Annotated in this window: 8 protein-coding genes; 5 read left to right on the top strand and 3 right to left on the bottom strand. The window is 74.4% G+C overall.

Annotated features, from left to right (window positions below; translation table 11 throughout):
• Nucleotides 1-6 precede the first annotated feature (6 nt).
• Entirely contained in the window at nucleotides 7-2,496 is a 2,490-nt protein-coding gene (locus AC1C2V_RS16975; protein ID WP_495390816.1) for an ROK family protein, read from the bottom strand.
• A gap of 284 nt (nucleotides 2,497-2,780) precedes the next feature.
• On the opposite strand from AC1C2V_RS16975, the gene AC1C2V_RS16970 reads away from it, so the two are divergent.
• Both AC1C2V_RS16970 and AC1C2V_RS16965 read left to right on the top strand, forming a co-directional pair.
• Complete coding sequence (locus tag AC1C2V_RS16970) at nucleotides 2,781-4,109, top strand: MFS transporter (RefSeq protein ID WP_495390815.1); 1,329 nt, start codon at nucleotides 2,781-2,783, stop codon at nucleotides 4,107-4,109.
• Nucleotides 4,110-4,364: 255 nt separating this feature from the next.
• Nucleotides 4,365-5,930: an MDR family MFS transporter gene (locus AC1C2V_RS16965; protein WP_495390814.1), complete on the top strand. Its 1,566-nt coding sequence runs from the start codon at nucleotides 4,365-4,367 to the stop codon at nucleotides 5,928-5,930.
• 132 nt (nucleotides 5,931-6,062) lie between these two features.
• Here the strand turns inward: AC1C2V_RS16965 and AC1C2V_RS16960 are convergent, their stop codons facing one another.
• Together AC1C2V_RS16960 and AC1C2V_RS16955 are read right to left on the bottom strand one after the other, a co-directional pair.
• Nucleotides 6,063-7,388, bottom strand: coding sequence for an MFS transporter (locus AC1C2V_RS16960; RefSeq protein WP_495390813.1), 1,326 nt, complete (start codon nucleotides 7,386-7,388; stop codon nucleotides 6,063-6,065).
• A gap of 54 nt (nucleotides 7,389-7,442) precedes the next feature.
• Nucleotides 7,443-8,900 carry a CCA tRNA nucleotidyltransferase gene (locus tag AC1C2V_RS16955; protein ID WP_495390880.1) on the bottom strand — a complete coding sequence of 486 codons (1,458 nt, stop codon included), beginning with the start codon at nucleotides 8,898-8,900 and terminating at the stop codon, nucleotides 7,443-7,445.
• 136 nt (nucleotides 8,901-9,036) lie between these two features.
• Here AC1C2V_RS16955 and AC1C2V_RS16950 point away from each other — a divergent pair, with 136 nt between their 5' ends.
• Genes AC1C2V_RS16950 through murJ form a run of 3 tightly spaced genes read left to right on the top strand, consistent with a single transcriptional unit; the run spans nucleotide 9,037 to nucleotide 13,872 of the window.
• Complete coding sequence (locus AC1C2V_RS16950; RefSeq protein ID WP_495390812.1) at nucleotides 9,037-9,720, top strand: NUDIX hydrolase; 684 nt, start codon at nucleotides 9,037-9,039, stop codon at nucleotides 9,718-9,720.
• Between the two features lie 10 nt (nucleotides 9,721-9,730).
• Nucleotides 9,731-12,067: a DUF6049 family protein gene (locus AC1C2V_RS16945; protein ID WP_495390811.1), complete on the top strand. Its 2,337-nt coding sequence runs from the start codon at nucleotides 9,731-9,733 to the stop codon at nucleotides 12,065-12,067.
• Nucleotides 12,064-13,872: a murein biosynthesis integral membrane protein MurJ gene (murJ, locus tag AC1C2V_RS16940; protein ID WP_495390810.1), complete on the top strand. Its 1,809-nt coding sequence runs from the start codon at nucleotides 12,064-12,066 to the stop codon at nucleotides 13,870-13,872. Before AC1C2V_RS16945 ends, murJ begins: the two co-directional genes overlap by 4 nt.
• Nucleotides 13,873-14,006: the final 134 nt, after the last annotated feature.

The raw sequence follows: 14,006 nt of genomic DNA, 5'->3' as shown, positions 1-14,006 counted from the left end.
TGGTCGTTACCTCTGGTCCCGCGCGACGGTGCCGCGGGTCTCGACGTCCTCGTCGAAGTGGGCCGCGACCTCGGGGGTCACGGGGCGGACACGCTGCGGGGCGGAGCCCGACCGCAGCGAGACGGTGGCGGCGATGCCGGTCGCGACGGCGTCGCGGGCCATCACCGGGGAGGTCGTGATGGGCGCGCCGTCGGCCACGAACCGCAGGAACTCGTCCACGGTGCGCCGGTCGGCGTCCTGGTGGCCCGGGCCGCCCGAGGCGATCGGGTACTCGACGTCGCCGCGCTCGGAGTACGACGTGCGGCGGTTCCACACCCGCACCGAGGCGCCGTCGCCGTCGCCGAAGTTCTCGAGCCGGCCGCGCGTGCCGATCACGGTGTAGTTGCGCCAGTAGTCCGGGGTGAAGTGGCACTGCTCGTAGCTGGCGAGCACGCCGTTCTCGAGCCGCATCAGCATCATCGACGTGTCCTCGACGTCGACCACCGGGTGCAGCCCCTTCTGCTCGAGCGGGGGCCAGTTGTCGGAGGAGAACCAGTCGGTCATGAGCTGGCCGGAGCGGTCCTCGCGGTCGTCGATGCGCCCGTAGACCTGCAGGTCGCCCATCCCGACGACCTCGCGCGTCGTCGAGCCGGCCAGCCAGTGGATGACGTCGATGTCGTGCACGGCCTTCTGCAGCAGCAGGCCCGTGCTGCGGGCCCGGTCGGCGTGCCAGTCCTTGAAGTAGTAGTCGCCGCCGTTGCCCACGAAGTGCCGGCACCACACGGCCTGCACGTCGCCGATCTCGCCGCGCGCGACGATGTCGCGCATCGTGCGGATCGCCGCCATGTGCCGCATGTTGTGGCCCACGTACAGCCGGGTGCCGGTCTCCGCCGCGGCGGCGAGCACGCGGTCGCAGTCGTCGGTGGTGGTGGCGAGCGGCTTCTCGAGGTAGACGGCGACGCCCGCGCGCAGCAGGTCCTCGGCGATGTCGGCGTGCGTGTCGTCCGGGGTGCAGACGATCGCCGCGTCCAGCGCGCGGCCGTCCTCGTCCGGTCGCAGCAGCTCCCCGCGGTCGGTGCTGAACGACGCCTCGGGCCCGAAGAGCTCGCGCGCGCGGCCCCGGCCCGCCGGGTCCACGTCGACGGCGGCGACGATGCGCGCGGGCACGCCGGTGCGCCCCACCCACTGCGCCAGGCGGGCGCGGGCGCCGACGCCCACCACCGCCACGCGCAGCGGCTCCCGCACGGAGACGGTCGCCGGTGCCGGCTCGTCCTCGGCCGCGATCGTCTCCTCGGCGGGAGGGGCCAGTGTCCGGGCGGCCTGGGCGAGCACCTCGGCCAGCGAGGCCGCCGGGTCGGCGGCGTGCAGGGACGGGACGGCGATCTCGTCGCTGGCGAACACCGCCTCCGAGCCCACCTCGAGCGCGCGGACCAGCGCGCCCAGGGCCGCGCCGTCGGACGCGAACGCGGAGCTCACCAGCGGCGCCGCCGCCCGCGGGTGCACCAGGCGGTCGATCTCTGCCTGCAGGGGCGCCCGCAGCACGTCGCCCGCGCGGGACAGGCCGCCGCCGAGCACCACGTACTCGGGGTCCACCACCATGGCGAGCGTCGCGACCCCGGGCGCGACGCGGCGCACGTACTGCTCCAGCAGCGCCACGGCGGCGGGCTCGCCCGCCCTGGCCCGCAGCGCCACCTCCTCCGCTCCCCCGGCCCGCTCGATCTCGCCCAGCAGGCTGCCCTCGCACCACCCGTTCCACCCGGTCCAGGAGAGGTCGCCCACCTCGCCGGCCGCGAACCGGTTGCCGCGGTAGACCCGGCCGCCGAGGACGAGTGCCGAGCCCACGCGGTACCCGAGCTGCACAAGGACGACGTCGTCGGCGAGGCGCGCGGCACCCAGCGCGTGCTCGGCGAGGGCGGCCATGTTGATGTCGTTCTCGACGACCACCGGGTGGTCGCCGCCCGTGGAGAGCCGGGCGGCGAGGTTCACGCCGGTCCAGTCCGCGATCGGCAGGGACAGCCGCACCCGCTCGCCGTCGACGATGCCGGGCACCGCGGCCGCGACGGCGGCGAGGCGCGAGCGCGGCGCGTCGACGTGGTCGAGCAGCTCCCGCTGCACGGCCCGGGCGACCTCGAGCCGCTCCACGCCGTCGATCGGGGCGTCCACCGTGCGGCGCACGACCGAGCGGACCTGGCCCGCGAGGTCCGCGATCATCCCGGTCACCGAGTGCACGCCGAGGTCGAGCCCCACGACGTAGCGCGCGTCGGCCGCGAAGGCGAAGCGGCGCGCGGGGCGGCCCAGCGCGCCCTCCTCGGCGCCGTCCACCTCGAGGGCGAGGCCCTGCTCCACGAGCTCGGAGACGATCGACTCGACCGTGGGACGCGACAGCCCCGTGTCCTTGGCGAGCGCGGTCAGCGTGGTCGCGGGCGTGCCGCGCAGCACCTCGATGCAGCTCAACGTGTTGCGCCGGCGCACGTCCGTGACGCGCCGATCCTGTGCACCGATCCCGTGGCGGACCATGCGCCCTCCCGTCCGTGGGCACGCGGTGTGTTCTGGCGCACACCGTCGAGCAACTTCTGGAAGGTATCTTCATAAATGGCCACCCACAAGACCGTGTCCGAGGTGCCGCAGGTCAGATCCGTGCCACAGCCGCACCACCTCGCGGAATCCCTGCAAGGCAGACCGAACACCCGGAAGCCGGAAATTTACCTAGGCCGGCTTCGAAATCCCCGACGGGACGGTCGCGGGCGCCTCGGGGGCTCTCCCCAGGTCGGCGCGCGTCGCGGACGCCATAGGCTGACCGGGTGGTAGTCATCTCGGAGCTGCGGGCGTTGCTGCGCCTCGAAGGCTTCCGCAAGCTGTTCGCCGTCCGCCTCGTCTCGCAGGCGGGTGACGGCATGTTCCAGGTCGGCCTGGCGTCCCTGCTGTTCTTCTCCCCCGAGTCGCAGGGCACCGCCACCGCGATCGCGGGCGCGTTCGCGGTGATGCTCGCCCCGTTCACCATCGTCGGGCCGTTCGCGGGCGTGCTGCTGGACCGGTGGCAGCGCCGGCAGGTACTCGTCTGGGGCAACGCGGTGCGCGTGGTCCTCACGCTCGGGATGGCGGGTCTGATGCTCGCCGGCGGCGTCAGCGGCGGCATCTACGCCGTCGGGCTCGCCGCCCTGTCGGTCAACCGCTTCCTCCTGGCGGGCCTGTCCGCCGGGCTGCCGCGCGTCGTCGACGGGCCGCTGCTGCTCACGGCCAACTCGCTGTCCCCCACCCTCGGCGCGGGCGCCGCGTTCGTGGGCGGTGGCATCGGCTTCGTGCTCGGGCTCGCGTTCGAGCCCGGCCGCATCAAGGACTCCTCCGCCCTCGTGTGCGCGGCCCTCGTCTTCGCGGTCGCGGCGCTGCTCGCGACGCGCCTCGGCCGCACCCAGCTGGGGCCCGAGGCACCCGCCGAGGCGGACCTGCGCAGCGAGGTCGCCAAGGTGGCGCGCGGGCTGGCCGACGGCGCTCGCTACCTCGTCTCTCGCCGCACCCCCGGCCAGGCGCTGCTCGCCATGGCCGTGCACCGCTTCCTGTACGGCGTCGTCTTCATCGCCTCGATCCTCATCTCGCGCAACCTGCTCGACCCGGGGAGCCAGAACGCCGGGATGGGGACGTTCGCCGTCGTCATCGGCCTCACGGGCGCGGGCGGCGCCGTCGCGATGGTGCTCACGCCGATCCTCTCGCGCCGCACCGGCCCGCAGGGCTGGATCGCGGTGATGCTGCTGCTCGCCGCCGCGAGCCAGCTCCTGCTCGTCACGACGCCGGACCGCGCCGTCGTCTACACCGGCGCCGCGCTGCTCGGGCTGGCGGCGCAGGGCACCAAGATCGCGGTGGACACCATCATCCAGCGCGACACCGAGGACGAGGTCCGCGGCCGGGCGTTCGCGTTCTACGACGTGCTCTACAACGCCGCGTTCGTCGGCGCCGCCGCCCTGGCCGCCTTCACGCTGCCCGACACCGGCTGGTCGCGCGGCGTCTTCGTCGGCCTCGCCGTGGCGTACGTGCTGGCCGCCGTCCTCATGGCCACCCGCGGCGCGCGCACCGCGTCCGCCGCCCCGGCCCGCGTCGCGCGTGGGGGCTCCGAGGACGTCGCCACCCCAGCCTGACCCTCCCGGCCGCACAGAACCCGCACCCTGGGTGCCGACGAGTTCGGTCCGGAAAACAAGTCGTCACGCCAAGCGGGAATATCGCAGGATGGTTCGTGGTCGTACACAGTACGGTCACGCCTTCCGGCGACCGCACCGAGGGTGACCGCCCCCCGGGGTACGACCGACAACGACGACGTGCAGCGCCCGACCGGCGCTCGCCGTCGCCTGCCCTTCGCCGGGCTCCCCCGGCACCGACGCGAGCGGAGCACAAGCGTGCCAGCCCCCCGACCGACAGAGACCACCGTCCCCATCGCGAGCACCCCGGAGGCCACCCTGACGACTCCCGCGACCACCGAGGCCGAGACGACCGCCACCGGTACGCCGCGCGTCACGACCACCACGGCGCCTGCGCCCGAACGCCTGACGCGGCAGCAGTTCACCGTCATCGGACTCCTGCTGACGTCGGCGTTCGTCGTCATCCTCAACGAGACCACCATGGGCGTCGCGCTGCCGGCGGTGATGGACGACTTCGCGATCACCGAGTCGAGCGGGCAGTGGCTGACCACGGGGTTCCTGCTGACGATGGCGGTCGTGATCCCGACGACCGGGTGGCTCCTGCAGCGCCTCGGCACCCGGGGGGCGTTCATCCTGGCGATGTCGTTGTTCAGCGCGGGCACGCTCCTGGCCGCGCTCGCGCCTACGTTCGGCGTGCTCGTCGCGGCACGCGTCGTGCAGGCGACAGGCACCGCGATCATGATGCCGCTGCTCATGACCACCGTCATGAGCACGGTCCCCCACCACCGCCGCGGCCGCGTCATGGGCAACGTCTCGATGGTCATCGCCGTCGCGCCCGCGCTCGGCCCCACCATGTCCGGCACCGTCGTCACGGCCCTCGGCTGGCGCGAGGTGTTCTGGATCGTCCTGCCCATCGCGCTGCTGGCCCTGGCGCTCGGGGCGCTCCTCGTGCGGGACGTGGCCGACCGGGCTCGCAACCGGCTCGATCCGGTGTCCCTGGTGCTCTCGGTGGGCGCGTTCGGCGGCCTGGTCTACGGGCTCTCCGCGCTCGGCGAGTCCGCGGGGCACGCGATGGCGGTGCCGCCGGCGGTGCCGCTCGTCGCCGGCGCGGCGTTCCTCGCACTCTTCGTGTGGCGTCAGCTCGTGCTCCAGCGCACCGGTGCCGCCCTGCTCGACCTCCGCGTCTTCCGGGCGCCGGGCTTCACCGTCGGCCTGGCGGTGATGGCCGTGAGCATGATCGCGATGTTCGGCATGATCATCGGGTTGCCGCTCGTGCTGCAGCGGGCGATGGGTCTGTCGCCCGTGACCAGCGGCCTCCTCATGCTGCCGGGCGGGCTGGCGATGGGCGTGCTCGGCCCGGTGGTCGGGCGCCTCTACGACCGGCTCGGGCCGCGCCCGCTGGTCCTTCCCGGCGTCGCCGCCGTAGGCGTCGCGATGGTGCTCTTCGCGGCCCTGACGCCGACCTCGCCGCTGTGGCTCGTGCTGGTGGGCCACATGGTCCTGAGCATCGGGCTGGCGTTCATCTTCACCCCGACGTTCACGTCGGCGCTCGGTGGCCTCACGCCGTCGATGTACTCGCACGGGTCCGCGGCGGTCGCCACGATCCAGCAGCTCGCGGGCGCCGCCGGCACCGCGCTCTTCGTCGCGCTGCTGACCCTGCGGTCGGTGACGCTGCTCGACGGCGGCGCCTCGCAGGCCGAGGCCACCGCAGGCGGGGCGCAGCTCGCGTTCACGGTCGGCGCGGTCACCGTGGTCGCCGCGCTCCTGGTGGCCACCCGGCTGCGCAGGACGGACGCACCCGAGGGTGCGCCCGTCGGCCACTGACCGCGATCTCGCTGGTTGAGCCTGTCGAAACCCGCTGGTTGAGCCTGTCGAAACCCGCTGGTTGAGCCTGTCGAAACCCGGTTTCGACAGGCTCAACCAGCGAATGGCCGGCTCAACCAGCGGACGGCCGGGTCAACCAGCAGCCGCCGGCTCACGCGAGGCGACCCGGAACGCCGGCGCGAGGGCGACCACGCCCAGCGCCAGGAGCGCCGGCACGGCGAACGCGAGGCGCAGGCTCGTCAGCTCGGCGACGCCGCCGATCAGTCCCGCCCCGACCACGAAGCCCACGTAGTTGAAGAGGTTGACCCGCGCCACGGCCACGCCCGTACCGTCCGGGTCGAGGCGACCGGCCACCGAGAACGACAGCGGCACCACGACGCTCAGCCCCAGGCCGGTCAGCGCGAAGCCCAGCACGGCCACCCACGCGGAGGGGGCGAGCGTCACGGCCGCGAGACCCGCCGTCCCGACGATCCCGCCGGCGGCCACGGGCACCACGGGACCGAATCGGTTGACCTGACGGTCGGCCGCGAGGCGGCCCACGAGTTGGCAGGCCAGGTAGGCCGCCAGGCCGAGCGGCGCGACGTTCGCCGCCCCGCCCAGGGCGTCCTCGATGTACTTGGTCGACCAGTTCGACGTCGCCGAGTCGGCGACGTAGACGATGGTCACCGCGAGGCCCACGAGCACCAGCGGCCCCCAAGGCGGGCGCGCCGCGCCCTTCGTCTCTCCCGCCGTCGGACCCGTTGCCGGACCCGCTGCCGCCCGTGACGCAGCCTCCGTGCCCACGACGAGTGAGGGGCTCCCCGCGGCGACCAGGCCCGGCACGGCCCCGCCGACGCCCGCTGCCGGTGTCCCGCGTCCCGCCAGCGCCGTCGCAGAAAGGTCCACAGCCACGCCGACAGCGGCCACCAGCCCCAGGCCCCCCGCGAGCGACCAGCCCGCCGAGTGGGCCAGCACGGCGGCGAGCGAGCCGAGGATGCCGCCCACGCTCCACGCGCCGTGGAACGAGTTGAGTAAGCTCCGGCCGTACCGCTGCTCGGCCTCGACGCCCTGCATGTTCATGGTGGCGTCCACCAGGCCGAGCAGCAGCCCCACCACCGCGACCGTCGGATACAGGACGGTGACGGTCGGCGCCAGGCCCGCGCCGAGCACGGCCACCGCCACCAGCGGGCCGCACACCCGCAGCAGCCGGGCGCTGCCCACCCGCGGGGCCAGCGCCCCCGCGAGCACGCTGCCGACCCCGGCCACCACCGGCACCACCAGGAGGATCAGGGTCAGGGTGCCGTCGGAGATCCCCAGCTCGTCCTGCAGCGTCGGCACCTGCGCGAGGAGCCCCGCGAAGCACATGCCCTGCACCAGGTAGAACGCGGACACGACGAGGCGCGCCCGCCGGTCGGCCCGGCCGCCCGTCGTGTCGCCCGCCGTGGCGCCCGCACCGGGCGCCCTCGTGGAACCGCTCATGTCCCGCCTCCGCTCAGCGACGCGGCGGGCCCGCCGTCCGGCCGGGGCGTCAGGTCACGCCTGGCGGTCGGCCCACCAGGCTCGCAGCTCCTGCTCCGCGCGCTCCTCGCCGAGCGGGCCGTGCTCCATCCGCAGGGCGAGCAGGTGCTTGTACGCCTGCCCGACGGCGGGTCCCGGCGCGATGCCGAGGATAGCCATGATCTGCGTCCCGTCCAGGTCCGGGCGGATCGCGTCGATCTCCTCCGCCTCTCGCAGCCGCGAGATCCGCTCCTCCAGATCGGTGTACGAGTCCGCAAGCCGCTGCGCCTTGCGCCTGTTGCGGGTGGTGGAGTCGGCGCGCGTCAGTCGGTGCAGCCGCTCCAGCAGCGGCCCAGCGTCGGTGACGTACCGGCGCACCGCGGAGTCGGTCCACTGGGCGTGCTGCCCTGGGCCTGTCGAAGGGTCGCCGTAGCCGTGGAAGCGCAGGTGCAGCTCGACGAGCCGCGCCACGTCCTTGACCACCTGCTTCTCGTACTTCAGCGCGCGCAGCCGCTTCGCCGCGAGCTTGGCCCCGACCACCTCATGGTGGTGGAAGCTCACGCCGCCGCCCGGCTCGAAGCGCCGCGTGGCGGGCTTGCCGATGTCGTGCAGCAGGGAGGCCAGGCGCAGCACCAGGTCAGGCGCGGGCACCGGGCCGTCGGGCCCCGTCTCCTGCGCGATCGCCTGCTCCAGCACCGTGAGGGAGTGCTGGTAGACGTCCTTGTGCCGGTGGTGCTCGTCGATCTCCAGCCGCAGCGCGGGCAGCTCGGGCAGCACGTGGTCGGCCAGGCCCGTGTCGACCAGCACCTCGAGGCCGGCCCGCGGCCGATCGCTCAGCAGCAGCTTGGAGAGCTCGGCCTGCACCCGCTCCGCCGACACGATCTCGATGCGGCCCGCCATGTCGACGATTGCCGCGCGCGTGGCCGGCTCGACGGCGAAGCCGAGCTGGGCGGCGAACCGCGCGGCGCGCATCATCCGCAGCGGGTCGTCGTCGAACGACCGCTCCGGCGCGATCGGGGTGCGCAGCACGCGGCGGGCGAGGTCGCTCAGCCCGTCGAACGGGTCGACGAACGTGAGATCTGGCAGCCGCACCGCCATCGCGTTCACCGTGAGGTCGCGCCGCGACAGGTCGCCGTCGAGCGTGTCCCCGAACGCCACGACGGGCTTCCGGGAGGCGGGGTCGTACTCGTCGCTGCGGTAGGTCGTAACCTCGACGACGACATCCCCGCCGTCGGGACCTCCGCGCCCGGAGCGCGCGAACCGGCGCGCACCGATGGTGCCGAACTCCTTGCCGATGTCCCAGTGCGCGTCACCCCAGCGGGCCAGCAGCGCCTGCGTCTCGTCCGGCGTGGCGGACGTCGCGAAGTCGAGGTCGTTGCTCGGGCGGCCCAGGAAGGCGTCGCGCACGGGACCGCCGACGAGCGCGAGCTCGTGCCCGGCGTCGCGGAACACCTCGCCCAGCTCAACGGCGGCGGGGGCCGTCTCGGTCAGCATGGCGAGGGCGCGGCGCAGCAGTGCTGCGGGGGCCGGGGGCTCAGGGGTCGACACGGCGTCCCATACTCCCAGATCCTGCCCGTCCGCGCGCCGGGGACTGGGCGGGAGGGCGGGCGCTTCTCGGTAGGGTGGGCGCATGTCATACCCGGCACCGGTTCCCGGCCCCCGGCGCGGGCGCCCGGCCGCGGGAGTCCCCGTGCCACCGGGTGGGCACCCGCTCAAGGTCGACCCCGCACGGCTCGCCGGACCGCGCGGTGCGACGAGGCCTGCCGTCGTCGGCGTCGCGCCGTCGGGCACCACCACGCACCTGCCGGTGGTCGAGGAGACCTCGGCGGGCGGGCTCGTGGTGCGGCTCGCCCCGGGCGGCCCGCAGGCCGCCGTCATCGTGCGGCGCAACCGCGGCGGCAGGCTCGAGTGGTGCCTGCCCAAGGGGCACCTCGAGGGCGAGGAGACCCCGGAGCAGGCCGCGGTACGGGAGATCCGCGAGGAGACGGGCATCCTCGGCACCGTCCGCACCCGGCTGGGCGTCATCGACTACTGGTTCAGCGGCGAGGACCACCGCGTGCACAAGGTGGTGCACCACTTCCTGCTACGCGCGGAGGGTGGCACGATCACGGCGGCCGGCGACCCCGACGGGGAGGCGGAGGACGCGCTGTGGATCCCCTTCGAGCAGCTGACCGACCGGCTCTCGTACCCCAACGAGCAGCGGCTCGCGGTCGCCGCCCAGCACGTGCTGCGCCGCACCCCCGGCGTGCTCGGGCACGCACGCGATGACACCGACGACACCGACGGCGGCTCCCGCCCTGGACCCGTCGAGTGAGGCCCGCCGCGTGACCACCTCCCGATCCACGGGTGCCCTCGCCGCACTCGCCGTTCCGTCCGCGCGCCTGGCCCGGCTCCTCGCCGTCGTCGTGCTGCTCGCGGGCGTCCTCACGATGATCGCGCAGGTGGTCGTCCCGGCCGGCCACGCGGCCGCGGCGACCCTCCCGTCCGCGCGCCAGGACGGCGCGGTGACGCTCGAGCTCGTGGGCTCGACACCGTCCGTCGCGCGGCCTGGCGACACGGTGACGCTCACCGTCCAGGTCACCAACGGCACGGACGCGGCCGTCGACGGTGCCCAGCTCGGCCTGGGGGTGTCGTGGCGACCCCTCACGTCGCGGGAGGCCCTTGCCGAGTGGGTCGACGGCGACAGCGGGCCCGCCCCGAACCAGCTCACCGAGCCCGTCGACCGGCTCGCCCCCGGCAGGTCCGAGCGGGTGCGCCTCGACCTCGACGTCGACAACCTCGGGCTCGCGGCGGACGCGCCCTGGGGCCCCCGCGAGATGTCCGTGGCGGTGACGCAGGGCGGCGCGCACCTCGACGTGCTCCACACGTTCCTGCTGTTCGCCCCGGACGACACCGACCCGGAGCCCGTGTCGGTGAGCGCGGTCGCGCCCGTCACCGGCCCGGAGCCCGACCCCCTCGACCCCGACGCGTACGCCGCCCAGCTCGCCACCCGCACCGCGGCCGACGGGCGGCTCGGTCGCCTGCTCGACGCCGCGGCGTCCACCGCCGACTCGCCAGGTCTGTCCCTCGCCGTCGATCCGGCGCTCGTGGTCGCGGCGGAGTCCGCCGAGGACACCGACACGCAGGCCTGGGCCGCGCGGCTCACCGGCCGCCCGGCGGGGTCCCAGGACGCGGACCACGACACGGTCGAGGACGAGGACGCGATCGAGACGATGGGCGCGGCGAGCACCGCCGCGGCCGCCAGACCGGCGGCCGACGTCGCCGTCCTGCCCGGCTTCGACCCCGACCTCGCCGCGGTCGCGCACGCCGACCCGTCGCGAGCGGACGTCGCCGCCGCGACCAGCGGGGAGTCCGCGCTGGGCGCGGCGTGGGAACGCCCGGAGGGCTGGGACCTCACCCTCGGGTGGCCGCAGGGCCTGCCTGACGGCGCGACGATGGCCACCGCCCGGGACGCCTCCGTCGACCAGGTGCTGGTCCCGGAGGGCCTCGCGCCAGAGGACGAGTACGTCCCCACGTCGGCCCGCACCGCCGTCGAGACGTCCTCAGGCAAGGTCTCGGCGCTCGTCGCGGACGCCGGGCTGTCCCGCGCCTTCGCCTCCCTGACGGACGGTGACGACGCACCGACCAGCACCGAGGCGGCGCAGCGCGTGCTCGCCGACACCGCGCTCCTCGCAGCGCAGCAGGAGGCTGCCGGCGGCGAGGGGTTACACGTGCTCGCGGCGCTCTCCCGGAGCTGGTCGCCGGACCCGGAGCTGGTCGCCCAGGTGCTCCGCGCCCTCGACGACGTCCCGTGGGCCGACGTCGTCCCGCTCTCGGAGACGGTCGCCGCCCCCGCGTCGCGGGTCGATCGCGACAGCCTCCCCCGCGACCGCACGGTCGACACCGAGCTCGCCCCCGAGTCCGTGCGCAGGCTGCTGGACGCCCACAGCTCCGTCGCCGCGTTCTCGACCGTGGCGGCCGATCCGGTCGAGCTGAGCGGCGACGTCGACCAGGACCTCCTCGCCCCCCTCGCCGTCGCCGGGCGGGCCGAGCCCGAGGTGCGGGCCGCCGCCGTGGACTTCGCGGTGGAGCAGGCGCGCGAGCTCCGACAGGGGATCACCGTCGCCGACCGCTCCGACGTCACCCTCGTGAGCGACACCGGCAAGCTGCCGGTGATGGTCGGCAACGGGCTCCCGGTCGACGCCACCGTCACCGTGGTGCTGCGCCCCGACGACCCGCGTCTCGTCGTCGAGTCGCGGCCCACCGTCGTCGTCCCGGCCGGCACGTCCACGAACGTGCACGTGCCCGTCCGCGCGATCGGCTCGGGCGACGTCGAGCTCCAGGTCGAGGTGCTCGCGCCCAGCGGCTCGGTCGTGAGCGGGCCCACCAGCTTCGCGGTGCGCGTCCGCGCCGGGTGGGAGACCGTCGGCACCGCCGTGGTCGCCGCGGCGGTCGCCCTGCTCTTCCTCGGGGGGATCTGGCGTACCGTGCGTCGCGGCCGGTCTTCCGCGCGAACCACCGACGAAGGTGTCGCCGAGGCCGTCGACCCGCTCCACCGCGACGACGCCCCTGATCCCCCCGACGAGGCGCCCGACGACGAGCCCGGTGCCGGCACCCCGCCCGACGCCGATCGCACCATCAGTCCGCACCCCGCCAAGGCCACGGAGACCGACGCCCCATGACCTCCGATTTCCCCGCCCCCCCCGACGACGGCGGGCCAGAGCGACCCGTGGGCGGCGCGCCGCACGGCGCCGCCGGTGGCTTGCCCGACGGCTCGCCCGACGGTGCGTCCGCCGCCCCCGCCAGGGACTCTGCCGGTGACTCTGCCGGCGACTCGGAGCCTGTCGGCGGGGTGCGGCGCACGAGCCTCGGCCGCGGCTCGCTGGTCATGACGCTGGGCACCGTCGCGTCGCGCGCCTCCGGCCTGATCCGGGCGATGCTGCTGGTCGCGTGCGTCGGTGCGGTGGGTACGGTCGCGGACGCGTTCGACATCGCGAACAAGCTGCCGAACATGCTGTTCGCGCTCATCTCGGCCGGCGTGCTGCAGGCGGTGCTGATCCCCCAGATCCTCCGCGCGATGAACGCCCGCGACGCGCGCGTGCGGCTCGACAAGCTCCTCACCCTCTCCGGCCTGGGCCTGCTGCTCCTCACCGGCGTGCTCGTCGTCGCGGCCCCGCTCATCATCTGGCTCTCCACCCTCAGCGGGGCCTGGGACGCGGACGAGCGCCATCTCGCCGTCGTGTTCGCGTACTGGTGCATCCCCCAGGTCTTCTTCTACGGCCTGTACATGCTGCTCGGCCAGGTGCTCAATGCCCAGGGTCGCTTCGGCGCGTACGGCGCCGCCCCGGTCGCGAACAACGTCGTGTCGCTCCTCGGCTTCGGTGCCTTCCTCGTCGTCTGGGGCACGGCGCCCGACCGCGGCATCTCCGACCTGTCGAGCTGGTCGACCGGCCAGACGGTTCTGCTCGCCGGCACGGCGACCGTCGGCATCGCGGCGCAGGCGTTCGTGCTGTTCGTCGCGCTGCGCCGCACCGGGTTCCGCTGGCGGTTCCGGCTGGGGCTGCGGGGCATCGGGCTGCGGGCCGCCGGGACGGTCGTCGGCTGGACCATCGGAGCCGTGGCGCTGGAGCAGATGGGGGTCCTCTTCCTCACCAACGTCCTCGGTGCCGCCGGCCAGACCGGCAGCAACCTCGACCAGGTGTTCGCCGGGAACGCCGCGTATACCAACGCGATGACGATCTACCTGCTCCCCCACTCCCTCGTCGTGGTCTCCATCGTCACGGTGCTGTTCCCGCGCATGACGGCGGCCGTGCAGGCCGGCGACATCCCCGGGGTGCGCCGGGACATGTCGCTCGGAATGCGGTCGGCCGGCGTCTTCTCGGTGTTCTCCGCAGCCGTCCTGATCGTCCTCGCCGTCCCCCTGACGGCGTCGCTGCTGCCGACCCTCGGCGCCGACGGGGTCGCCGCCGTCGCGCCGATCATCCAGGCGATGGCGATCGGCATCGTCGCCCTCGGCGCCACCGTGCTGGTGCGACGCATGTACTTCGCCTTCGAGGACGGCCGGAGCATCTTCGGCATCCAGGTCATCGCGACGGTCTCGATGGTGGCCGCGCTGTGGATCGCGATCCAGCTGCTGCCGGCCTCGTGGTGGGCCGTCGCCGCCGGCGGCGCGTACGCGCTGTCCACCTGGATCTCCCTGCTTCTGCGCGTGCGCGGCATGCACCGCAAGCTGCACGGTCTGGACGGTCGGCGCGTCATGCGGCTGTACGTCCGCGCCTCGATCGGCGCGGTCGTGGCCGGCCTGCTCGGGTGGCTGACGATCCGCCTGCTCGACGGCTTCGTGGTCACCTCCTGGGGGCACTCGGTGCTGGTCACGGCCGTCGCGGGCGTCGTCATGCTGCTGGGGTACGTCCTCGCGCTCAAGGTGCTGCACGTCCGCGAGCTCGACGACGCGCTCGCTCCCGTCCTCCGGCGGCTCAAGCGATGATGACGCGCCCGTGCCCGGGTCGGGCGAGTTCGGTGAGGGCCCTGCGGGCGCGCCCTTGCGCCACCGCGTCCAAGGCACCCACCCGCCCGTACCATGGTCCGGTGGACCGGAGGACACCCTCCCCCCGAACCCCC

It is taken from the genome of Isoptericola sp. Y541 (genome assembly GCF_059445465.1).
This window is presented reverse-complemented; position numbering and strand designations above follow the sequence as displayed.